Origin of the sequence: Pseudarthrobacter sp. NPDC092202, assembly GCF_044755505.1 — a bacterium.
Lineage (GTDB): Bacteria > Actinomycetota > Actinomycetes > Actinomycetales > Micrococcaceae > Arthrobacter.
Genome location: NZ_JBIVRG010000004.1, coordinates 139,733 through 160,904, shown reverse-complemented (window position 1 = coordinate 160,904; position 21,172 = coordinate 139,733). Strand labels below are relative to the sequence as shown.

Here is a 21,172-nt window from a genome sequence, read left to right as displayed (position 1 = left end):
CAGCCGCCTAGTAGTCAATCCTGGACTCGAGCGTGTTCCAGGTGGTGAACGGCTCCAGCGGGGCGGGTGCCTGCGGATCGTCCAGCTCAAGTTTCGAGACCGGCATCAGGGAGTTCCTGTCCTGGTTCTCGAAGTATTCATAGAAGACGGCGTCGTCGAACCCCACGGAGGCGGCATCATGCCGGTCCGCGGCGTACACAACGCGCTCAACCCTTGCCCACAGCGCGGAGGCCAGGCACATGGGGCACGGCTCGCAGCTGGTGTAGAGGGTGGCGCCGGTGAGGTCGAACGTGCCGAGTTCGCGGCAGGCCGTGCGGATGGCGGTGACTTCGGCGTGGGCGGTGGGATCGTTGTCCGCGGTGACGCGGTTGACGCCGTCGAACGTCTGGCCGTCGGCCGTGACGATCATGGCCCCGAAGGGTCCGCCGCTGTTGAGGACGTTGGCCGTAGCCAATGTGATGGATCTGGCCAGAAACTGTTCGGCCGTGACGGTGGTACTCATGATGCGACTTCCTTTTGCCGGGAAGCCTGATGCCGCTTGCAGGACCAGTAGAACCAGGTGCGACGGTTACCAGGCTTCAGCATGTGCTGTGAAGGTTAAGTTGCGCCTGGTAGATAGCTTCCCGCTGACCGGGTGCCCGCCTTTGGCAAGATCGAGGTTAGCACCGGATTGTGGCCGGCGCCATAGTTTTCTGGAAACTAAATTTCGCAATGTGAAATCTATGTTTCTGGCCGCTCACCCCCGCCGGTCACATTCTGCCAGGCGTTGACGCAGTAGCGGCAACAGCCCTAGCCTGAGTCCCAGCCGCGCTGCTCCCGGTCTGTAACTTGCCCTGCAGCAGCAGCCACCTGGATCAGCAGACAGGGCCTCACTGAGCTGGAAAGACCACCGCCACGCTCAGAGAAGGACACACCATGGCGCACCCCACTGCACCACCTGCCCGCCTGTGGATCAGGAACCCGCAGGCCGCCTTCACCGCCAACGGACTGGACGCCTCCGGCGGGCTGGTGGTCAGCGGCGGAGTCATTGCCGAGGTCCTGGCGGCCGGGCAAAACCCCTCGGAACCATGCCAGGAAACCTTCGACGCCGGCAGCCATGTGCTGCTCCCGGGGCTCATTAACACGCACCACCACTTCTACCAGACCCTCACCCGGGCGTGGGGTCCCGCAGCGAATGCCCCGCTGTTCCCGTGGCTGCAGAACCTGTATCCGGTGTGGGCCCGGCTGACGCCGCGGGACCTCGAGCTGGCATCGACCGTGGCGCTGGCCGAGCTCCTGCTTTCGGGCTGCACCACCGCCGCGGACCACCATTACCTCTTTCCAGCCGGCCTGGAGGACGCCATCGACATCGAAGTGGCAGCGGTCCGCCGGCTGGGAATGCGCGCCACGCTGACGCGCGGGTCCATGACCCTCGGAACGGACGACGGCGGCCTGCCGCCCCAGTCAACCGTGCAGGCACCGGAAGTGGTGCTGGCAGACAGTGAGCGGCTGGTGCGGCAGTACCACGAGCCTGGAGGCGATGCTGTGATCCAGATAGCCCTCGCCCCGTGCTCCCCGTTTTCGGTGACGAAGGAGATCCTGGCCGAGAGCGCAGCACTTGCGGAGCGGCTGGACGTGCGCCTCCACACGCACCTGGCGGAGACCCTGGATGAGGAGGGGTTCTGCCAGGAAGTGTTCGGGCTGCGCCCCGTGGACTACCTGGACAGCGTGGGCTGGCTGACGGACCGCACCTGGCTCGGCCACGGCATCCACTTCAGCGACGCCGAGATCAGCCGGCTGGGAGCCGCGGGCACCGCCGTCGCCCACTGCCCCACCTCCAACATGCACCTGGCCTCCGGGACCGCGCGGGTCCTGGAACTGGAGGACGCGGGAGTGCCGGTGGGGCTGGGAGTGGACGGGTCGGCGTCGAACGACGCGTCGAACATGATCCTGGAGGCACGGCAGGCACTGTATCTCCAGCGGCTGCGGTACGGGGCGGATGTTCCCGTGGAGCGCGCGCTCGGCTGGGCAACCCGCGGATCGGCGGCTGTGCTGGGCCGCGCAGGGCTGGGACAGCTGGCACCAGGGATGCAGGCAGACCTGGCCCTCTTCCGGCTGGACGGCCTGCGCTTCTCCGGCAGCCACGATCCCGTCGCCGCTCTGCTGCTGTGCGCCGCCGACCGTGCGGACCGGGTGATGGTGGGCGGCCAGTGGCGCGTGGTGGACGGCATGATTCCAGGGCTCGACACCGCCGGCCTGATCGCCGAACACTCAGCCGCAGCCCGCCGCCTGGTGAACGGGTAGCCGGGCCTAAGGCTGCCTGCGGCCGAAGCTTGGCAGTGCGTGGATCCAGCGGGAGAACCTGCCCTGCACATGCTCGCGGTCGGCCGGAAGATTGAAATCGGGATCCGTGCCGCCTCCGAGGGGAAGGTAGAACTCCGGAACGGCCTGAGCCGCCGCCTGCGCCGGTGCAACCGGCGTTGTGTCCTGCTGGTACATCTGATCCTCCTCCGAGGTAGTTTTTGTACTGAAACAACTTCCGCTTAGCGGAAATAAAGTTTTGCTATACGGAATACAGTAAGGGTCTACTGTTCCGCAGGTCAACAGTTCTCCGGCCCGTCGGTCACAAAGTGAATTTTCAACTTGTGATGTACACCACCGGTTTCCGGAGGTACGCTGGATGTCAACTCGTGGCGCATGTCACGTAACCTGGGAGCAGCAGGCAGGGTCGTAATGAGCTGGCATCAATGGATGCCGGCTCTTTTTTGTTGGGTCGGCTCCACCGGAAACGCGCTTGAAATGCGCGCTTAATTTCAGTGATGGAACCTAGGTTCCACTTACCGGAAGTTGGGAACAGACCATGAGCAGCAACATCATCCTTGGCGACAACCAGTACGGAAAGGCCGAGGTCCGGGTAGTCAAGATCACCCGCGACAGCGACCGCCACGAGATCGAAGACCTGAACGTCACCTCGCAGCTGCGCGGAGACTTCGCGGCGGCCCACCTCGAGGGCGACAACGCCCATGTGGTGGCCACGGACACCCAGAAGAACACCGTCTACGCATTCGCCCGCGATGGCGTAGGTTCACCCGAAGCGTTCCTCCTGCGCCTCGGCGAGCACTTCACCTCCAGCTTCGACTGGGTGACCGGCGGACGCTGGGAAGCCGAGTCCTACAGCTGGAACCGCATCCAGGCCCACGGCGCCGAACACGACCACTCCTTCGTGCGCAACGGCCAGGAGGTCCGCACGGCGGTCCTGGTCCGCGACGGCGCCACCACGCACCTTATCTCCGGACTCAAGGACCTGACCGTCCTCAAGTCCACCCAGTCCGGCTTCGTGGGCTACCCGAAGGACAAGTACACAACCCTTCCCGAAACCACGGACCGCATCCTGGCCACCGACGTCTCGGCCCGCTGGCGCTTCAAGACCGGAACGGACTTCAGCGCCCTGGACTTCAACAAGAATTACGACGACGTCAAGGGACTCCTGCTCGAAGGCTTCACGGAGAAGTACTCCCACGCCCTCCAGCAGACCCTCTTCGACATGGGCACCAAGGTGCTCGAAGCCCACAGCGAGATCGAGGAGATCAAGTTCTCGATGCCCAACAAGCACCACTTCCTCGTGGACCTCTCCCCCTTCGGCCTAGACAACCCCAACGAGGTCTTCTTCGCCGCGGACCGTCCCTACGGCCTGATCGAGGCCACGGTCCAGCGCGAGGACGCCACCCCGGCGGCCATCGCCTGGTCCGGCATCGCCGGCTTCTGCTAAACCTCCACTGCCAACCACCATCCGGTCCGGAGTTTTTGTCCAGATAAGACGGCTTCTAAGCACCTGAAGTCCGCATACGTGGACAAAAACTCCGGACCGCACCGAACGTCTTCCAGCACCACCGTTAGCCAGACAACGTTAGCCAGACGATGACGTCTGCCATGAACCAGAAAGTCTGCCATGAACATCAAGAACACCCTCAAAGCCGACGCCAAAAAGCAGGGCAAGCGCCTCGCCTCGAACCGGCCGGAGGACGAACGCCTTTCCATCGGGAGCAGCTTTGCCTACGGCTTCCAGCACGTCCTCACCATGTACGGCGGCATCATCGCGGTCCCGCTGATTGTGGGCCAGGCCGCGGGCCTCTCCCCGGCCGATATCGGCATCCTGATTGCGGCCGCCCTCTTCATGGGCGGGCTGGCGACGCTGCTGCAGACCATCGGCATACCGTTCTTCGGCTCCCAGCTTCCCCTGGTGCAGGGTGTTTCCTTCGCCAGCGTGGCCACCATGGTGGCCATCGTCAGCGGCGGCGGCGGATTGCCGGCCGTGTTTGGTGCGGTCATCGTATCGGCGGCCATCGGCCTGCTGATCGCTCCGGTCTTCTCCAAGATCGTGCGGTTCTTCCCGCCGGTGGTGACCGGCACGGTCATCACCACCATCGGCCTGACGCTCATGCCCGTTGCGGCCAACTGGGCCATGGGCGGCAATCGCACCGCAGAGAACTACGGCAGCATGGCCAACATCGGCCTCGCGGCCGTAACCCTGGTCCTCGTCCTGCTCCTGAGCAAGGTGGGCAGCGCCACCATTTCCCGCCTGTCCATCCTCCTGGCCATGGTGGCCGGCACCATCATCGCCGTCGTTACCGGCATGGCGGATTTCTCCAAGGTGGGCCAGGGACCCATCGCAGCCTTCCCCACTCCCTTCCACCTCGGCGCACCCACCTTCGAAATCGCCGCCATCATCTCCATGGTGATTGTGGTACTGGTCATCCTCACCGAGACAATGGCGGACATTCTGGCAGTTGGCGAAATCGTAGGCACCAAGGTCGATTCCAAGCGGATCGCGGCCGGACTCCGTGCGGACATGGGATCCAGCCTGGTCGCCCCGATCTTCGGCTCATTCACCCAGAGCGCGTTCGCCCAGAACGTTGGCCTGGTGGCTGTCACCAAGATCAAGAGCCGTTACGTGGTGGCTGCCGGCGGCGTCATCCTGGTCATTCTCGGCCTGCTGCCCGTCATGGGCCGTGTTGTCGCAGCCGTCCCCACCGCGGTTCTGGGCGGTGCAGGAATTGTCCTGTTCGGCACCGTGGCCGCCAGCGGCATCCGGACGCTCGCCAAGGTGGAATACAAGAACAACATGAACCTGATCATCGTGGCGGCGTCCATCGGATTCGGCATGATCCCCATCGCCGCTCCCACCTTCTATGACCAGTTCCCGTCCTGGTTCAGCACCATCTTCCACTCCGGCATCAGTTCCGCCGCCGTCATGGCCATCCTGCTGAACCTGCTCTTCAACCACCTCAAGGCCGGCAACTCGGAGAACCAGTCCGTATTCGTGGCGGGCACGGGGCGGGTCATCAGGGAAGAAGACCTGAAGTGCCTCGAGCACGGGGACCGCTTCGAAAACGGCAAGCTCATCGACTGCGAAGGCAAGGAAGTGCCTGTCCAGTCGTCCGACAAGGCGTCCGAGCACTAGCAACGCCGCCAAACGACGACGGCGGCCCACTCCGGGAAGGAGGGGCCGCCGTCGTGCTCAGCTCAGAGTTTTTGTCCAGGTATGCAGGGCAAACGGGTGTTTAAGTCTGCATATCTGGACAAAAACTCCAGAGGGTGGGTCAGGTGCGGTTCATCTCCAGGGAGATGGCCTCCGCGGCCTCGCGGAGGACGGGTACCGCCTTGTCCGCGAAGTGCTCGTCCACCCGGGACACGGGGCCGGACACCGAGATGGCAGTGGGGGTGGGTGCGTTGGGCACCGCCATGGCGAAGCAGCGGACACCCAGTTCCTGCTCCTCCTCGTCGATGGAGTAGCCGCGTTCGCGGATGAGCTTGAGGTCGGCCAGGAGGTCATCAACGTCGCCGATGCTCTTGGGGGTGGGGGTGGGCATCCCGGCACGGGTGACGATGCCGCGGACCACGTCGTCGTCCAGCTGGGCCAGGATGGCCTTGCCGACGCCGGTGGCATGGGTATGGGCACGCCGGCCCACCTCGGTAAACATGCGCATGGCATGGAGTGAGGGCACCTGCGCCACGTAGATGACCATGTCCGAGTCGAGCACGGCCATGTTGGACGTCTCGCCCAGCCGGTCAACAAGGGTTTTGAGCTGCGGCCGGGCCACGGCGCCAAGCTGCTTGTTGGCTCCCTCGCCGAGCCTGATGAGGCGCGGGCCCAGGGCGTAGCGCCGGTTGGGCAGCTGGCGGATGTAGCCAAGCGATACCAGGGTGCGCAGCAGGCGGTGGATGGTGGGCAGCGGCAGGTCGGTGGACGACGACAACTCACTGAGGGTGACGTCGCCGCCGGCGTCTGTGATCAGTTCCAGCAGTTCGAAGACGCGCTCAACGGACTGCACGCCTCCTGCGGCTTTTTCAGCCATGACCAGTCTCCTGTGGACTCGGATTCCGACAAGTCTTATCCGCATCGTGAAAAGAATTGCCCTAGAAGTCCCAAGATACAGCACAAGCCGGGCAGGCGCGATGAATGGCAACACGGGCTTGTATTTCCACAAAGTAGATAATAATATCCATAATACGAAAACATTCGGATTGGAACAGAAGCCCACTGGGCCCAACAGGAGGACATTCAATGGCGAACCCGAGCCCCGGAAATTCCATCACCCTGCGCGTGGAAGCACCCTCAAGCTTCAGCGCCACAAGCGAGCTCGCTGCGGCCGTAGGTGCAGCCGGCGCTGCCATCACTGCCCTTGACGTCACCGAGTCCCATCACGAGACCCTGGTTGTGGACGTCACCTGCAACACCACTGACGACGAGCACGCCGGCCGGGTCAAGGACGCCCTGAACGCGCTCGACGGCGTCAAGGTCCAGCACGTCTCGGACCGCACCTTCCTGATGCACCTGGGCGGCAAGCTCGAAGTCGTCCCCAAGGTAGCCCTGCGCAACCGTGACGACCTCTCCCGCGCCTACACTCCCGGCGTCGCACGCGTCTGCCTCGCCATCGCCGAGGACCCGGCAGCGGCCCGCAACCTGACGGTCAAGCGCAACACCATCGCCGTCCTCACCGACGGTTCAGCCGTCCTGGGCCTGGGCAACATCGGCCCCGCCGCCGCCCTGCCGGTCATGGAAGGCAAAGCCGCGCTGTTCAAGCAGTTCGCCAATGTGGACGCCTGGCCGGTCTGCCTGGATACCCAGGACACCGAGGAAATCATCATGATCGCCAAGGCCATGGCCCCCGTCTACGGCGGCATCAACCTTGAGGACATCGCTGCCCCGCGCTGCTTTGAAATCGAGAACCGCCTCCGCGAAGAACTGGACATCCCGGTGTTCCACGACGACCAGCACGGCACCGCAATCGTCACCCTCGCCGCCCTTGTCAACGCCCTGCGCGTGGTGGGCAAGAAGCTGTCCGAGGTCCGCATTGTGGTCTCCGGTGTGGGCGCTGCCGGTTCTGCCATCATCCAGCTCCTCAAGGCCCAGGGCGCGCAGCACATCATTGCGGCCGGCCGCTCCGGTGCCATCCACTCAGGGCAGGAATACGGGGACGAACACCGCAGCTGGATCGCCGCGAACACCAATCAGGAAGGCTTCGACGGCACCCTGCACGAGGCCCTCGCGGGTGCGGACGTGTTCATCGGCGTCAGCGCCCCGCACGTGATCGGCGAGGAGCAGGTGGCGGCGATGGCACAGGATGCCATCGTGTTTGCCATGGCCAACCCGACGCCGGAGATCGATCCGGTGGTGGCGGCACGGCACGCCGCCGTGGTGGCCACCGGGCGCAGCGACTTCCCCAACCAGATCAACAACGTGCTGGCGTTCCCCGGCTTCTTCCGGGGGCTACTGGACGCCGGAGCCTCGGACATCACTCCGGAGATGCTGGTAGCCGCCGCGGACGCCATTGCCAACCGGGTAGCTGACGAAGAGCTCAATGCCAGCTACATTATCCCCAGCGTCTTCGACCCCCATGTTGCCGCCGATGTTGCCTCAGCTGTTGCCGCAGCCGCCCACGCAGCAAACGTGGCCACCGCGGCTGAACCGGCTGAAGCCGCGGCTCCCGAAGCCGCCCTGGCCAGCGCCTGATTCACTGCCTGACTGCAAGCCACAAGGAAAGGACCAGAAATGGCCATCACTGTCACAGATCCCCGGCCGATCGACCGCGCGGAGGAGATCCTCACCCCCAAGGCGCTGGCCTTTATCGAGGAGCTTCACACCCGCTTTGCCGGCACCCGCAACGAGCTCCTGGCGGCCCGTGCCGTCAAGCGCCAGCGGGTGGCCGAGACCGGAAAGCTGGACTTCCTGCCGGAGACGCAGGACGTGCGCGACGGCGACTGGAAAGTTGCGCCCGCCCCCGCACCGCTGCAGGACCGCCGGGTTGAAATGACCGGGCCTGCCTCGCCTGCGAAGATGGCCATCAATGCCCTGAATTCCGGCGCCAGGGTGTGGCTCGCGGACCTCGAGGATGCCAGCACCCCCACTTGGGGCAACGTCATCGACGCCATCCTCAACCTCCGCGACGCCGCCCAGGGCACCCTCAGCTACACCTCGGACGAGGGCAAGGAGTACAGGCTCCGCACCGACGCGCCGCTCGCCGTCGTGGTGGCCCGCCCCCGCGGCTGGCACATGCCCGAAAAGCACCTGCTCATCAATGATCAACCCGCGGTGGGCGCCCTCGTGGACTTCGGCCTGCACTTCTTCCACGTGGCCAAGCAGCTGGTCCTCAACGGCCAGGGCCCGTACTACTACCTGCCCAAGATGGAGAGCCACCTCGAGGCGCGGCTGTGGAACGACGTCTTTGTCTTCGCGCAGGACTACCTGGGCCTGGGCCAGGGGACCGTTCGCGCCACCGTCCTGATCGAGACCATCCCGGCCGCTTTCGAAATGGACGAGATCCTCTACGAACTGCGGGACCACGCCTCCGGCCTGAACGCCGGCCGCTGGGACTACCTGTTCAGCATCATCAAGTACTTCCGGGACGCCGGGGAGGAGTTTGTGCTGCCGGACCGCGCGTCGGTGGCAATGACGGCTCCGTTCATGCGCGCCTACACCGAGCTGCTGGTCAAGACCTGCCACAAGCGCGGTGCGTTCGCCATGGGCGGCATGGCCGCCGTCATCCCCAACCGCCGCCACCCCGAGGTGACCGAGGCCGCCTTCGCCAAGGTCCGCGCCGACAAGACCCGTGAGGCCAACGACGGGTTCGATGGCTCCTGGGTTGCGCACCCGGACCTGGTGCCCACCTGCCGGGAAGTGTTCGACTCCGTCCTGGGCGACAAGCCCAACCAGCTGGACAAGCAGCGCCCCGAGGTTTCCGTCACGGCAGAGCAGCTGCTGGACGTCACCTCCGCCGACGGCCAGGTTACCGAGGCAGGACTCCGGCTGAACCTGTACGTGGCCGTGGCCTACACCGCGGTGTGGCTGTCCGGAAACGGCGCTGTTGCCATCCACAACCTCATGGAGGATGCCGCCACGGCGGAAATCTCCCGCTCGCAGGTTTGGCAGCAGATCCGCAACAAGTCCGTCCTGGCGGACACGGGCAATACCGTGACCCGCGAGCTGGTGGAGCGGATCCTGGGCGAGGAAACCGAGCGGCTGCGCACCGAATTCGGCGACGAAGCCTTCCGCCGCTACTACCAGCCCGCCAGCGAACTGATTGGGGACATCTGCCTCTCGGAGGACTACACGGACTTCCTCACCACCCCGGCCTACGAACTGGTGGGCTGAGGCATGGCGGAAACACCCCGGCCGTCGTTGTCCGCGAGGGATCTGGCTGCCATCGACGGGCAGCTCGCCGCCACGGACCTCCTGCTTGAGCGGAACTACCCGGGCGACGACGGCTCACGCCAGCCCGTCCACACGGTGTACGTTCCCGCGGACCGCTTCACGGCGTCGTTCGCTGCTGACTGGGGCGGTCAGGCGATGGCGACGGCGGCCGCGCACGGCGGGCTGGAACGCCTCGGTGCGCTGCTGGGCCAGGACAACGCGCTGGCTGAAGCCGTTGCGCCCCGCGTCGAGGCCAAGCTGGCAAACGAGCCGATCGAAGACCTTCGGCTCGATTTCGAGGACGGCTTTGGGGACAGGGGCGACGACGCCGAGGACGCTGCAGCAGTTGCCGCAGCATCCGCGGTGGCCACCGCCGTCGCGGCCGGGTCCGCTCCCCCGTTTATCGGCATCCGGTTCAAGTGCTTCGAGGCACCCACCAGGGCCCGCGGGCTCCGGACGCTGGACCTCTTCGTCTCCGGACTCGCCGCGGCCGGCGAATTGCCCGAGGGCCTGGTCCTGACCCTGCCCAAGGTCACCACGGTGGCCCAGGTCCAGGCCATGGACTTCGCGGTCTCCAGGCTGGAGGAGATCCATTCCCTCCCCGCCGGCCGGCTCCGCTTCGAAGTCCAGGTGGAGACCCCCCAGCTCATCCTGGGTCCGGACGGCACGTCCCCGGTGGCGCAACTGCCGCACGCCGTACCCGGCCGGATCAGCGGCCTGCACTACGGCACGTACGACTACTCCGCATCGCTGCAGATCTCGGCCGAGTACCAGTCCATGGAGCACCCGGTGGCGGACTTCGCCAAGGAAGTCATGCAGCTTGCGGTTGCTGGCACCGGCATCCGGCTCTCTGACGGGTCCACCAACATCATCCCGGTGGGCGACAACGTGGAGAACGCCTGGCAGCTGCACGGCCGGCTGGTCCGGCGGTCGCTGGAACGGGGTTACTACCAGGGCTGGGACCTGCACCCCGCCCAGCTGCCCAGCAGGTTCGCGGCCACCTACGCCTTCTACCGGCAGGGCCTCCCCGCTGCCGCGGCCCGGCTGCGGAACTACGTGGAACAAACCGAAGGCGGCGTCATGGACGAACCCGCCACGGCCCGCGCCCTGGCAGCGTTTGTCCTGCGCGGCGTCCAGTGCGGCGCCGTCGGTGCGGATGAAGTCCAGGCGCTGGCCGGCGTCGGAATTCCGCAGCTCACCGTGCTGGCGCACCCTCGGCTCGCCGCCACGTCCAACTCCTAGTTAAGGATCACTTTTCATGGGCAAGTACTACTCCCCCACCGGCGGACTGCCGCCGCAGACGCACCTGACCACCGAGCGCGCTATCGTCACCGAGGCGTACACGGTGATCCCCAAGGGCGTCATGACGGACATTGTCACCTCCAACCTTCCCGGTTTCTCGAACACCCGGTCCTGGATCATCGCCCGTCCCATCTCCGGCTTCGCCACCACGTTCTCGCAGCTGATCGTGGAGATCGGCCCGGGCGGCGGGGCACCGAAAGCTGAATTCGAGGCCGGTGTTGAAGGTGTCATTTTCGTGACCCGCGGCAAGGTGAACCTCACCCTGGACGGTGAACTGCACCAGCTTGAGGAAGGCGGCTACGCCTACCTGGCTGCCGGTTCCGAGTGGGGCCTGGAGAACGTTTCCGACGACGTTGTGTCCTTCCACTGGATCCGCAAGGCCTACGAGCGCCTTGAGGGCTACGAGGCCAAGTCCTTCGTCACCAACGAAAAGGACGTGGAGCCCACCGCGATGCCGGACACCGACGGCGCCTGGAAGACCACCCGCTTCACGGACTCCAGCGACCTGGCCCACGACATGCAGGTGAACATCGTGACGTTCCAGCCTGGCGGCGTCATCCCGTTCCCGGAAACCCACGTCATGGAGCACGGCCTCTACGTCCTGGAGGGCAAGGCCATGTACCTGCTCAACAACGACTGGGTGGAGGTGGAGGCCGGCGACTTCATGTGGCTGCGCGCCTTCTGCCCGCAGGCCTGCTACGCCGGGGGCCCGGGTGAGTTCCGCTACCTGCTCTACAAAGACATGAACCGCCAGGTCCGCCTCACCTAAGCACCGAGCCCCTCCCAACTGGGTAGCAGCACATGTCGTATTGGGCCCCCAAAAGGACATGTGCTGCTACCCAGTTCGAGGGAAAATGGGTGGCATGGGCACAGGCCGGGTCCGCAGGTGGAGGGGCATTGCGGCAGCCCTGTGCGTGGTCCTGCTGGCGGGATCCCCTGCCGGTTGCATTGGCGGACCGGATCCGCCTGAGCCGGAGCCTGAGCCGCCCGCAGCCTTTGCGCTGCTGGAGGCTTTCAGCACCCGGATGCTGGCCGAAGGAGCCCCTGCCGTCCTGATCGCCGCCCGGAACGGCACCACCACCTGGACCCATGCCGCCGGCGTACGGAGCCTGGAATCCGGCGAGCCGGCCACTGTGTCCGATCCCGTCCGCGTAGGCGGCATCACAGAATCCTTCATCGCAGCCTCGGTGATGAAACTTGCAGCGGAGGGCAGGCTGGACCTGGACAGCCAGGCAAGCCGCTACCTGCCGGAGTTTGGAAGCGTCCTCCAACCGCCCGGCCCCGTGAGCGTCCGGCAGCTCCTGACCCACGAATCAGGAATCCCCGACTTCACGGTCCCCCTGCTGGCCTCCGGAAGCTGGGCGCAGACGATGAACCGGCCGCTCAGCCTTGAACAGCAACTGGACCTGGCGGCCACCGTGCCATGGGACGGCCGGCTGGCGCGGATCTTCGACTATTCCCGCACCAACTACGCAGCCCTTGCCCTGATCGTTGAGCGGCTCCGCGGCGAAAGGATCGAGGACGTCCTGGCCGCGGACATCTCCCGCCCCCTGGGCCTGGCGGCGACCCGGATGGGCGGTCCCCCACCCACGGGCATGGTCCACGGGTACGTCATCCTCGAGGGCAGGCGTACAGATGCGAGCACGCCGGCCTGGCAGGCTGCGTCCCCCTCCACCGGCGCAGTCTCCACCGTGGAGGAAGTGAACAGGTTCTACGCCGCGCTCCTGCAGGGCCGGCTTCTCCCCCCGGACAGCGTGACGGCCATGAAGGGCGGCTACTCCCAGTACTACGGCTTTGCCCTGCGGCGCTGGAACAACACCTGCAACAACCGCTTCTATTACGGCCTTCCCGGTGACACCGACGGCTACGGAATGGTCGCCATGACCAGCGAGGACGGCAGGAGCCAGCTGGCGATAGCTGTCGCCTACCCTCCCGCGCCGCCCACCCTGGAGGCCAACCCGCTGATCCAGGAGATGCAGGACGTTGCACAGGAAGCCCTCAACAGCCTGTGCTGAGGGCTTCCTGCCGGGCTTCCCGCTTGGGAGTCCGTTTTGGGGCTTAAGCCCCCGGGTTCAGGACCACCTTGATGCAGCCGTCCTCTTTCTTCTGGAACTTCTCGTACAGGGCGGGCGCGCCTTCCAGCCCCGAACGGTGGGTGACCAGGTCCATCACGCCCAGCGGATCGGCGTCGTCCTCCACCAGGGGCAGGAGCTCGTCAGTCCAGCGGCGGACGTTGCACTGCCCCATCCGCACCTGGATCTGCTTGTCGAACATCGTCAGCAGGGGCATGGGACTGGCCTGGCCACCGTAGACGCCGCTCAGGGACAGGGTGCCGCCCCGCCTGACGGCATCGATGGAGGTGTGAAGTGCCGCTAGGCGGTCCACGCCGGCCGTCTCCATCGCCTTTTGCGCCAGTTTGTCGGGCAGGAGCCCCAGGGCCTGGTGGGCGAAGCCGGCAACAGGGGACCCGTGGGCTTCCATGCCGACGGCGTCCACCACCGCGTCCGGGCCCCTTCCGGCTGTCATGTCCCGCAGCTGGTCCGCCACGCCCTTGCCGTAGTCGAGCGTTTCGACGCCGTGCCGTTCAGCCATCGCGCGGCGTTCGGGGACTGGGTCCACACCGATGACCCGGAGCCCCCGCTGGACGCCAATCCGTGTGGCGAACTGACCGACGGGTCCCAGGCCGAACACAGCCAGGGTTCCTCCGGCCGGGACGTCCGCGTATTCCACGCCTTGCCAGGCTGTGGGGAGGATGTCCGAGAGGAACAGGTACCGCTCGTCCGGAAGCTCACTCCCCACTTTCACCGGGCCGTAATCGGCATGCGGCACGCGCAAATATTCGGCCTGGCCGCCGGGAACAGAACCGTACAGTTCCGAGAAGCCAAAGAGGGCTGCGCCGGAACCCTTGCTCTTGACCTGGGTGGTTTCGCACTGGGACTGCAGGCCCAGCCCGCACATGAAGCAGTGGCCGCAGGAGATGTTGAAGGGAACCACCACACGGTCGCCCTTGCGGAGGTTGGTGACAGCGCTGCCCACCTCTTCAACGATGCCCATCGGTTCATGGCCGATCACATCGCCCTTGTGCATGTACGGCCCCAGGACCTCGTACAGGTGCAGGTCCGAGCCGCAGATGGCCGTGGAGGTAATGCGGACAATCGCGTCGGTGGGTTCCTGGATCACGGGATCAGGTACTTCTTCCACGCTTACCGAGCGTTTTCCTTGCCAGGTCAGTGCTTTCACGATTCGCCTTCCGGTGGTGTTGCCTTCTGTCCGGGCCGGAGCCCATAGATCGACGGTATCGGCTTCGGCAGAAAAAAGTAAGCAAGCTGACTAAAGTCTTGTCCTTGTGGCCCGGGGCTTCTAGCGTAGGAAGGGCCAGATCCCGAGAAACGCGCGAAAGAGGAACGCCATGACGCTCTACCAGCCGGAACCGGTTGAGATCTCCACCCGCATGCGGCCCGGCGAGTGGACGGAAGAGAGCCTGGAGGCGCTCGTTGGCACGTACCACGCCCGGATCATGGAGATGGGCGCCAATATGGCGGAAGTGAGCACGGACATTGAGCGGAACGACGACGGGTCCGTCAAGGTGGCCGTGGTGTGGAACAAGCCTGCCAATGCGGGCGACGAGGACGCCGTCACCGGCGGGCAAACGGTCTGAGCCGGACTCAGGGCAGTCTTTATGTACTTCCGAGCAGCCTGCCAAGGGCGCTTGAGGGCAGGTTCCGCAGGAGGTCCCGCGGTCCTTCGTAGACCTCTACCGCCCCCGCATCCCGGAGTTCGCCGGCGCTGACTCCCCCGCAGGTCACGCCGATCGCCGGGATTGCCAGGGCGGCCGCAGCCTGCATGTCCCAGACGGCGTCCCCGACATAGACGGCGTCCGCGGCCTGGACGTCGATGGCCTCCAGGGCCGCCACGAGGATGTCCGGGGCCGGCTTGCTGTTCTTCGCATCATTGGCGCTGGTGGCGGCGTCAATGAAGGCTTCGGCGTCCAGGATGGACTTCATGACCTCCAGGTCCTTCCTGCGCGCCGAGGAGGCCAGTGCAACGGCCAGCCCTCCGGCGTGGCATCGGGCAAGCAGGTCCTTCACCCCGTCAAAGGCCCGGAGCGAGGGCCAGTGGGACGCATAAAGCGCCCCGTGGCTGGCTAGGATCTCCGGGTCGAGGGCGCGGTCCCGCCCTCCGGGCAGGAGGCTGTCCACCAGGCGGTCGCCGCCCATGCCCACATGGCGGTGGATGGAGGCCATCGGGACGTCATAGCCCTGCTCCCGGAAGGCGCCCCACCAGGAAACCGTGTGGATGTAGGACGAATCGATCAGGGTGCCGTCAACATCAAAAAGAACCCCCCGGCGTCGTCCGCCAGGGGGTACAAGGCTGTGGGACACCATCAGCTGACCGCTGCCCGCTTTGCCGCCGGCGCCTTCTTCTGGCGGGCGGCGTCTTCCTTTGCGGAACTTACAGGGCGGACGCGTTCCCGGAGGACCGTTCCTGCGCCACCGTGGCTTTTGTCCCGGATCAGGCCGGTCCCTGCAATTTCCCGCGCCATGGCCACACCGGCAACGGCAGCCCTTTTCGTGGGAAAGGTGACCGAGATGGCCATCAGGCTCCCGGCTCCATCCAACATCCTTACCCTGTAGCCGCCGTCAGGCGCATCCACGAGCTCAAAATATCCGGCCATTCGTATCACTCCTCCGTCAGTCACCGCGTTGTGCTTTGTCAGGAGCACTGAGGTGTTAGTAAGTATACTTATCTCTTCTGCGAAGGAGAAGCCACCCCTGGCCGCGCCGCCTCAGCACGGTCCCGCCGTCTCCGGCGGAATGGGGGTGTCACTTCGGCGAACCGTATCCTGATGCAGCTCCAGGGCGCTAGTCACAAGGGCAAAGTGGCTGAAAGCCTGCGGGGTATTGCCCAGCTGCCGGCCCGCCTTCACCGCCCATTCCTCACTCAGCAGCCCCACGTCGTTCCGCAGTTCCAGCAACCGCTCGAAAAGCTCCCGGGATTCCTCGTGCCGGCCCGCACCCAGGAGTGCCTCCACCAGCCAGAAGGAGCAGGCCAGGAAAACGCCCTCATCCCCCGGCAGGCCGTCGTCGCTCTCCGCGGGACGGTACCGCAGGACAAACCCGTCCTCGGTGAGCTCACGCTGGACCGCATCGATGGTCCCGATCACCCGGGGGTCATCCGGCGGCAGGAAGCCGACGCGCGGTATCAGGAGGAGGCTGGCGTCCAGCTCCGGCCGTCCGTAGGACTGGACGAAGGTATTGCGGGCAGCGTCAAAACCGTTGGCCATGACGTCCTGGTGGATGGTGTCCCGCAGCCGCTCCCAGCGTTCCACCGGTCCTGGCAGCCCGGACTCGCGGACGCCTTTGACCATCCGGTCCGCGGCTACCCAGGCCATCACCTTTGAGTGCGTGAAATGGCGGCGGGGCCCGCGCATCTCCCACAGCCCGTTATCCGGCTGGTCCCAGATCTTCTCAAGGTGCTCCATCAGGGAAAGCTGGACGTCCCACGATTCATCCGGATGCGTCAGCAGCGAGTTCCGGGTCAGTGCCAGGCAGTCCAGCACCTCGCCCCACACATCGAGCTGCAGCTGCTCCGCAGCCCCGTTGCCGATCCGCACCGGGGACGAATTTTCGTAGCCCTTCAGCCACGGCAGCTCCATCTCGGGCAGGCGGCGCTCCCCGTGGATGCCGTACATAATCTGCAGGTCGGCGGGGTCGCCGGCCACCGCGCGGAGCAGCCAGTCCCGCCACGCCGCCGCTTCGGCCGTGTAACCGGCAGCCATGAGGGCCTGCAGCGTCATGGTGGCGTCCCGCAGCCAGCAGTACCGGTAGTCCCAGTTGCGGGGGCCGCCCAGTTGCTCGGGCAGGGACGTGGTCACGGCCGCCACGATGCCGCCGGTGGGGGCGTAGGTCAGCGCCTTCAGGGTCACCAGGGACCGCATCACCGCTTCCTGGTACTTCCCCTTCACCGTGCACTGGGAAGACCAGCCGCGCCAGAAGGCACAGGTGGTGCCAAGGACTTCTTCCGCGTCCACGCTGTGCGGCCGGCCCACGTGGCTGGGCGCCCAGGTGAGGACGAACGGGACCCGCTCCCCGGCGCTGACGGTGAAGTCGCTGACCGTGTGCATGTTTTCTCCGTGGAGCGGCGCAGGTGTCACAAGATAGACGGCGTCCGGACCGGCGATGGCGTGCAGGCCCAGCCTGTCGCTGCGGACCCAGGGAATGATGTGGCCGTAGTCAAAGCGGAGCACCAGCTCGCTGTGCATCCTGACGCTCCCGCTGACGCCCTCGACAATGCGGACGATGTCCGCCACGGAGTCGCGGGGCGGCATGAAGTCGATGACGCGAACCGTTCCTTCGGGTGTTTCCCATTCCGTCTCAAGCACCAGGGTGCCGTCCCGGTAGCCCCGCCGGGTGCATTGCCCGGCGCCTTCGGGGGCCAGCAGCCAGCGTCCCGCGTCAGGGGTGTCCAGCAGGGCATTGAAGCAGGCCGGGGAATCGAACCGGGGAAGGCACAGCCAGTCGATGGATCCTTCCTTGCTGATCAAGGCCCCGGTTTGGAGGTCGCCTACAACTGCATAATCCTCGATGCGCGCCATGTCCTTACCCTGCCACAGTCCGCCCGGCGGTGACGGGCACAATTCGATGTAGCCTGCAGTCATGGCCATCCACATCGGCACCTCCGGCTGGAGTTATGACCACTGGGAGAACGTCCTCTATCGGCCCGGGCTCCCGGCGAAGGACAGGCTCCAGCATTACGTCGGGCGGTTCAGCACTGTCGAGCTCAATGCCAGCTTCTACCGCTGGCCGCGGGACACCACCTTTGCGGGCTGGAACCGGCGCTTGCCTGACGGCTTCAGCATGTCGGTCAAGGCCCCGCGCGGCCTAACGCACGCCCGGAAGCTGTACCAGCCGGAGGTATGGGTGGAGCGCATTGAACGGTGCTGGCACGAGCTCGGCGACAAGCGGGCAGTCCTCCTGGTCCAGCTGCCGCCCGGCATGGAACGGGACGACGCCCGGCTGGACTATTTCCTGGCGAGGATTCCGGAGTGGATCCGGGTGGCTGTGGAGTTCCGGCACCCCAGCTGGGACTGCGATGATGTGTACGCGCTGCTGGAGCGGCACCAGGCCGCGTACTGCATCATGAGCGGTGCCAACCTCCCCTGCATCCTGCGCACTACGGCCCCGTTCACATACGTGCGGCTGCACGGCCCCGACCACCAGCACCTCTATGCCGGCTCCTATTCGGACGCCGACCTGCATTGGTGGGCAGACCGGATCCGCGAGTGGTCCGGCAGCGGCCTGGACGTCTATGCGTATTTCAATAACGACGGCGGCGGCCACGCCGTGCGCAACGCTGAGACCCTGCGATGGATCCTTGGGGAGGGATGACGTCACGGAGGAGCGGCAAGGACCAGGGTAGCTACGCGTGGTTCAGCCTGTGGCAGAGTGGTTCCATGGACACGGCCCCCCAGACTCCGCCACAGAACGCAGCAACACCACCGGACCCGGACAGGAAAGACGAGCTTTCCGGCAACACGGTGTTCAAGCTTGCCCACCGGATTTCCGACGGCGTCAACGGTGTGCGCATCCAGCTGGCCAAACGCTGGAAGTTCGTGCCGCAGACCATTGCCTACCAGGGTTACGGATCCACCAGCCTGGTGCGCGTCCTGGGCCGGGTCCTGCTGACCCAGAAGCCCCTGCCGGGAAGCAAGGCAGAGCACGCAGCCAAGAACGGCAACCAGAACGTGCGCGGCTGGCGGGCCTTCACCAGCGTTCCCCTGCAGTTCACCGACGTCGAAATCACCATCGGCGATGTTGTCACCCACGTCCGGGCGGACAGGGGCGGGCTGATCGACACGGAAGTGGCTGTCCAGCTGGAGCCCGGCTGGCACACCGCGGTCCTGCGCGCCGAGGGCACCGAGCCCGTCGAAGCCAGGATCCGGGTCATCGCACCGGACGTGAAGTTCGGGATCGTGTCCGATATTGATGACACCGTCATGGTGACGGCCCTGCCCCGGCCGTTCCTGGCCCTGTGGAACACGTTCGTGTTGAGCGAGCGGGCCCGCATGGCAACACCGGGCATGGCTGTCCTGCTGGACCGGCTCACGGTGGAGCACCCGGACGCACCGGTGGTCTACCTTTCCACCGGCCCGTGGAACGCCGCCCCCACGCTGGCGCGCTTCCTGACCCGGAACATGTATCCGTCCGGGGCACTGCTGCTCACCGACTGGGGCCTTACCCAGGACCGGTGGTTCCGCAGCGGCCAGGACCACAAGCACCGCAACCTTGAGCGGCTCGCCAAGGAATTCCCGGACATGCAGTGGCTCCTGATCGGCGACAACGGCCAGCATGACGAAGCCATCTATTCCGGCTTCTCGCAGGAGCACCCGGACAAGGTGGCCGCTATCGCCATCCGCCAGCTGTCCGTCAGCGAATCGGTGTTCGCCGGCGGCCACTCCGAGGACGGGGACCATACCGCGTCCCAGGTCCCGTGGATCTACTCACCGGACGGCGCCGGCATCGCCAAACAGCTCACGGCCCTGGACCTTCTCTAGGCGCTGGCACCCACGGCGGGAACGTCGTCGTCGGGCATCTCACTGACAACTGCTCCGGCGTCCCTGGGCGCGGCGGCCATGCCGTCACCCACCATGGCCTCGGCAATCGCACTGCCCGCGGCGGCGGCGAGGTCACGCTCCTCGATGAGTTCCTGGAGCCAGAAGTAGGAGGCCTTCGGCGTCCGTTCCAGGGTTTCGAAGTCCACGTGCAGGAGTCCGAAGGGCTGTTTGTAGCCTGCGGACCATTCGAAGTTGTCCAGGAGCGACCAGACGTAGTAGCCCCGAAGGTCCACGGAGGCAGCCTCCCCGCCCGGGGCCGTTGCCCTCAGTGCGGCTTCGAGGTGGTCCGAGAGGTACTTGAGCCGCCGCTCGTCCGGGATGAACCTGGTGTTGGTGGACTTGTCCCGGACGATGATGTCCTCGAAGCTGGCCCCGCCCTCGGTGAGGATGACGGGCGGAAGGTTGGGGTACCGTTCGCCCATCTCCTTCAGCGCCACGGCCATGTACTCCGGCTTCACCGGCCAGCCGTAGGCGGTGATGTCCGCCTCAGGCCAGGTTTCAACGTGGAACGGTGTTCCGCCGTTGCCGGCGGCGCTCAGGTCGCTGCCCATGGCTTCGGCCATGCTGGCGGGCACCGCTCCCCCGCCCGGCCCTACTGCCACTTTCGTGGGCATGTAGTAGTTGAGGCCGTAGAAGTCCAGGGGCTGGGAGATGAGCTCCATGTCCTCGTCCGGGTGTTCGAAGGAGCTGAAGAACTTGGCCGCACGGATCAGGTCCGGGTATTTTCCGGTCAGCACGGGGTCCGCGTACAGCCGGTTCTGGGCCAGGTCCATCAGCCCGGCGCTGATCCTGTCCAGCGGGTTGATGGAGTTCGGCACCATGGGCGAGTAGACGTTGGTCATGCCGATCTCCCCCGGCACCTTGGCGGCGCGCAGGGCCTGGACAGCGAGGCCGTGCCCCAGCAGCTGGTGGTGCACCGTGGGGAAGGCACCCAGCAGCAGTTCTTTGCCGGGTGAATGCAGTCCAAGCGTGTAGCCGTTGGTGCTGACCGTGGCAGGTTCGTTGATGGTCACCCAGCGCGCCACCCTGTCACCGAATTCCTCTGCGAGGATGGCAGCGTACTCGCCCAGGCGGTAAGCTGTGTCCCGGTTCATCCAGCCGCCGGCTTCGTCCAGCGCCAGCGGAGTGTCCCAGTGGTAGATGGTTGCCATGGGGGAAATGCCGTTGGCCAGCAGTTCGTCCAGCAGCCTGTCGTAGAACGCCAGGCCGGCGCGGTTGGCCGGCCCGCGCCCGGTCGGCTGGATGCGCGGCCACGCAAAGGAGAACCGGTAGGAGTCCACGCCCAACTGCTTCATGAGCGCAACGTCCTGGGGCATGCGGTGGTAATGGTCGGTGGCAATCACGGGGCTGTCGTTGTCCACGATGGCACCGTCCTTGGCCGCGAAGACATCCCAGCCTGCCGGACCCCGCCCGTCCTCATCCAGCGCGCCTTCGATCTGGAAGGCTGCCGTAGCCACGCCCAACGTAAATCCGGACGGAATCAGGGCAGCGAGTTCTTTGGCGGTGATATGCATCTGCGGGCCTTTTGTAACGGAGCGTAAATAAAGTACGTCTCAGGATGGCACAGCTCCGGGCGCCTGACGAGC

19 protein-coding genes are annotated in these 21,172 nt (G+C 65.7%); 11 read left to right on the top strand and 8 right to left on the bottom strand.

The features are described 5' to 3' along the window. Positions 1–7: 7 nt before the first annotated feature. On the bottom strand, positions 8–502 hold the full coding sequence (locus ACIQF4_RS08905; protein WP_350003035.1) for a nucleoside deaminase: 495 nt from the start codon (positions 500–502) through the stop codon (positions 8–10). A gap of 413 nt (positions 503–915) precedes the next feature. On the opposite strand from ACIQF4_RS08905, the gene ACIQF4_RS08900 reads away from it, so the two are divergent. Beyond that, positions 916–2,283 carry an 8-oxoguanine deaminase gene (locus ACIQF4_RS08900; RefSeq protein WP_400515056.1) on the top strand — a complete coding sequence of 456 codons (1,368 nt, stop codon included), beginning with the start codon at positions 916–918 and terminating at the stop codon, positions 2,281–2,283. A gap of 6 nt (positions 2,284–2,289) precedes the next feature. Here ACIQF4_RS08900 and ACIQF4_RS08895 read toward each other — a convergent pair whose 3' ends face one another. Further along, the gene (locus ACIQF4_RS08895; protein WP_400515059.1) at positions 2,290–2,478 is read right to left on the bottom strand and encodes a hypothetical protein; all 189 of its coding nucleotides are present in this window, start codon (positions 2,476–2,478) and stop codon (positions 2,290–2,292) included. Between the two features lie 361 nt (positions 2,479–2,839). Here ACIQF4_RS08895 and pucL point away from each other — a divergent pair, with 361 nt between their 5' ends. Beyond that, entirely contained in the window at positions 2,840–3,748 is a 909-nt protein-coding gene (gene pucL, locus ACIQF4_RS08890) for a factor-independent urate hydroxylase (RefSeq protein WP_400515061.1), read from the top strand. Between the two features lie 180 nt (positions 3,749–3,928). Beyond that, entirely contained in the window at positions 3,929–5,440 is a 1,512-nt protein-coding gene (locus ACIQF4_RS08885) for a nucleobase:cation symporter-2 family protein (RefSeq protein ID WP_400515063.1), read from the top strand. A 139-nt stretch (positions 5,441–5,579) separates the two neighbouring features. Here ACIQF4_RS08885 and ACIQF4_RS08880 read toward each other — a convergent pair whose 3' ends face one another. Continuing rightward, positions 5,580–6,335, bottom strand: a complete 756-nt coding sequence (locus ACIQF4_RS08880) for an IclR family transcriptional regulator (RefSeq protein WP_066279009.1) — start codon at positions 6,333–6,335, stop codon at positions 5,580–5,582. A 209-nt stretch (positions 6,336–6,544) separates the two neighbouring features. Between ACIQF4_RS08880 and ACIQF4_RS08875 the strand changes: the two genes are divergently transcribed. The 5 genes from ACIQF4_RS08875 to ACIQF4_RS08855 all read left to right on the top strand — a co-directional run bounded on the left by ACIQF4_RS08875 (position 6,545) and on the right by ACIQF4_RS08855 (position 12,987). After that, positions 6,545–7,993, top strand: coding sequence for an NAD-dependent malic enzyme (locus tag ACIQF4_RS08875; protein ID WP_400515066.1), 1,449 nt, complete (start codon positions 6,545–6,547; stop codon positions 7,991–7,993). Positions 7,994–8,032: 39 nt separating this feature from the next. After that, positions 8,033–9,631 carry a malate synthase A gene (gene aceB / locus ACIQF4_RS08870; protein ID WP_400515068.1) on the top strand — a complete coding sequence of 533 codons (1,599 nt, stop codon included), beginning with the start codon at positions 8,033–8,035 and terminating at the stop codon, positions 9,629–9,631. Between the two features lie 3 nt (positions 9,632–9,634). Further along, positions 9,635–10,912 carry a DUF6986 family protein gene (locus ACIQF4_RS08865; protein WP_400515069.1) on the top strand — a complete coding sequence of 426 codons (1,278 nt, stop codon included), beginning with the start codon at positions 9,635–9,637 and terminating at the stop codon, positions 10,910–10,912. Between the two features lie 16 nt (positions 10,913–10,928). Next, positions 10,929–11,741, top strand: a complete 813-nt coding sequence (locus ACIQF4_RS08860; protein ID WP_231457410.1) for a bifunctional allantoicase/(S)-ureidoglycine aminohydrolase — start codon at positions 10,929–10,931, stop codon at positions 11,739–11,741. Positions 11,742–11,835: 94 nt separating this feature from the next. Continuing rightward, positions 11,836–12,987 carry a serine hydrolase domain-containing protein gene (locus ACIQF4_RS08855; RefSeq protein WP_400515071.1) on the top strand — a complete coding sequence of 384 codons (1,152 nt, stop codon included), beginning with the start codon at positions 11,836–11,838 and terminating at the stop codon, positions 12,985–12,987. A gap of 43 nt (positions 12,988–13,030) precedes the next feature. On the opposite strand, the gene ACIQF4_RS08850 is transcribed toward ACIQF4_RS08855, so the two are convergent. Further along, positions 13,031–14,212 carry a zinc-dependent alcohol dehydrogenase gene (locus ACIQF4_RS08850; RefSeq protein WP_400515072.1) on the bottom strand — a complete coding sequence of 394 codons (1,182 nt, stop codon included), beginning with the start codon at positions 14,210–14,212 and terminating at the stop codon, positions 13,031–13,033. 169 nt (positions 14,213–14,381) lie between these two features. Between ACIQF4_RS08850 and ACIQF4_RS08845 the strand changes: the two genes are divergently transcribed. Continuing rightward, positions 14,382–14,630, top strand: coding sequence for a hypothetical protein (locus ACIQF4_RS08845; protein WP_350005533.1), 249 nt, complete (start codon positions 14,382–14,384; stop codon positions 14,628–14,630). 19 nt (positions 14,631–14,649) lie between these two features. On the opposite strand, the gene ACIQF4_RS08840 is transcribed toward ACIQF4_RS08845, so the two are convergent. The 3 genes from ACIQF4_RS08840 to ACIQF4_RS08830 form a co-directional block, all read right to left on the bottom strand. Continuing rightward, positions 14,650–15,357, bottom strand: a complete 708-nt coding sequence (locus tag ACIQF4_RS08840) for an HAD family hydrolase (protein ID WP_350005535.1) — start codon at positions 15,355–15,357, stop codon at positions 14,650–14,652. Beyond that, positions 15,357–15,647 carry a hypothetical protein gene (locus tag ACIQF4_RS08835; protein WP_350005539.1) on the bottom strand — a complete coding sequence of 97 codons (291 nt, stop codon included), beginning with the start codon at positions 15,645–15,647 and terminating at the stop codon, positions 15,357–15,359. The genes ACIQF4_RS08840 and ACIQF4_RS08835 overlap by 1 nt, the downstream gene beginning before the upstream one ends. A gap of 111 nt (positions 15,648–15,758) precedes the next feature. Further along, entirely contained in the window at positions 15,759–17,567 is a 1,809-nt protein-coding gene (locus ACIQF4_RS08830) for a glycoside hydrolase family 15 protein (RefSeq protein ID WP_350005649.1), read from the bottom strand. A 61-nt stretch (positions 17,568–17,628) separates the two neighbouring features. Here ACIQF4_RS08830 and ACIQF4_RS08825 point away from each other — a divergent pair, with 61 nt between their 5' ends. Beyond that, positions 17,629–18,360 (top strand): DUF72 domain-containing protein, encoded by a 732-nt coding sequence (locus ACIQF4_RS08825; RefSeq protein WP_400515074.1) that lies wholly within the window; start codon positions 17,629–17,631, stop codon positions 18,358–18,360. A gap of 65 nt (positions 18,361–18,425) precedes the next feature. Beyond that, a complete protein-coding gene (locus ACIQF4_RS08820; RefSeq protein ID WP_350005543.1) occupies positions 18,426–19,526 on the top strand; it encodes a phosphatase domain-containing protein in 1,101 nt (366 codons plus the stop codon). Here the strand turns inward: ACIQF4_RS08820 and ACIQF4_RS08815 are convergent. Then, positions 19,523–21,100 (bottom strand): family 1 glycosylhydrolase, encoded by a 1,578-nt coding sequence (locus ACIQF4_RS08815; protein WP_350005545.1) that lies wholly within the window; start codon positions 21,098–21,100, stop codon positions 19,523–19,525. The two genes, ACIQF4_RS08820 and ACIQF4_RS08815, sit on opposite strands and share 4 nt — an antisense overlap. Positions 21,101–21,172: the final 72 nt, after the last annotated feature.

Coding starts and splice junctions, on each gene's coding strand:
- ACIQF4_RS08905 (WP_350003035.1), bottom strand. CDS start 502: ATGAGTACCACCGTCACGGCCGAACAGTTTCTGGCCAGATCCATCACA.
- ACIQF4_RS08900 (WP_400515056.1), top strand. CDS start 916: ATGGCGCACCCCACTGCACCACCTGCCCGCCTGTGGATCAGGAACCCG.
- ACIQF4_RS08895 (WP_400515059.1), bottom strand. CDS start 2,478: ATGTACCAGCAGGACACAACGCCGGTTGCACCGGCGCAGGCGGCGGCT.
- pucL (WP_400515061.1), top strand. CDS start 2,840: ATGAGCAGCAACATCATCCTTGGCGACAACCAGTACGGAAAGGCCGAG.
- ACIQF4_RS08885 (WP_400515063.1), top strand. CDS start 3,929: ATGAACATCAAGAACACCCTCAAAGCCGACGCCAAAAAGCAGGGCAAG.
- ACIQF4_RS08880 (WP_066279009.1), bottom strand. CDS start 6,335: ATGGCTGAAAAAGCCGCAGGAGGCGTGCAGTCCGTTGAGCGCGTCTTC.
- ACIQF4_RS08875 (WP_400515066.1), top strand. CDS start 6,545: ATGGCGAACCCGAGCCCCGGAAATTCCATCACCCTGCGCGTGGAAGCA.
- aceB (WP_400515068.1), top strand. CDS start 8,033: ATGGCCATCACTGTCACAGATCCCCGGCCGATCGACCGCGCGGAGGAG.
- ACIQF4_RS08865 (WP_400515069.1), top strand. CDS start 9,635: ATGGCGGAAACACCCCGGCCGTCGTTGTCCGCGAGGGATCTGGCTGCC.
- ACIQF4_RS08860 (WP_231457410.1), top strand. CDS start 10,929: ATGGGCAAGTACTACTCCCCCACCGGCGGACTGCCGCCGCAGACGCAC.
- ACIQF4_RS08855 (WP_400515071.1), top strand. CDS start 11,836: ATGGGCACAGGCCGGGTCCGCAGGTGGAGGGGCATTGCGGCAGCCCTG.
- ACIQF4_RS08845 (WP_350005533.1), top strand. CDS start 14,382: ATGACGCTCTACCAGCCGGAACCGGTTGAGATCTCCACCCGCATGCGG.
- ACIQF4_RS08840 (WP_350005535.1), bottom strand. CDS start 15,357: ATGGTGTCCCACAGCCTTGTACCCCCTGGCGGACGACGCCGGGGGGTT.
- ACIQF4_RS08835 (WP_350005539.1), bottom strand. CDS start 15,647: ATGGCCGGATATTTTGAGCTCGTGGATGCGCCTGACGGCGGCTACAGG.
- ACIQF4_RS08830 (WP_350005649.1), bottom strand. CDS start 17,567: ATGGCGCGCATCGAGGATTATGCAGTTGTAGGCGACCTCCAAACCGGG.
- ACIQF4_RS08825 (WP_400515074.1), top strand. CDS start 17,629: ATGGCCATCCACATCGGCACCTCCGGCTGGAGTTATGACCACTGGGAG.
- ACIQF4_RS08820 (WP_350005543.1), top strand. CDS start 18,426: ATGGACACGGCCCCCCAGACTCCGCCACAGAACGCAGCAACACCACCG.
- ACIQF4_RS08815 (WP_350005545.1), bottom strand. CDS start 21,100: ATGCATATCACCGCCAAAGAACTCGCTGCCCTGATTCCGTCCGGATTT.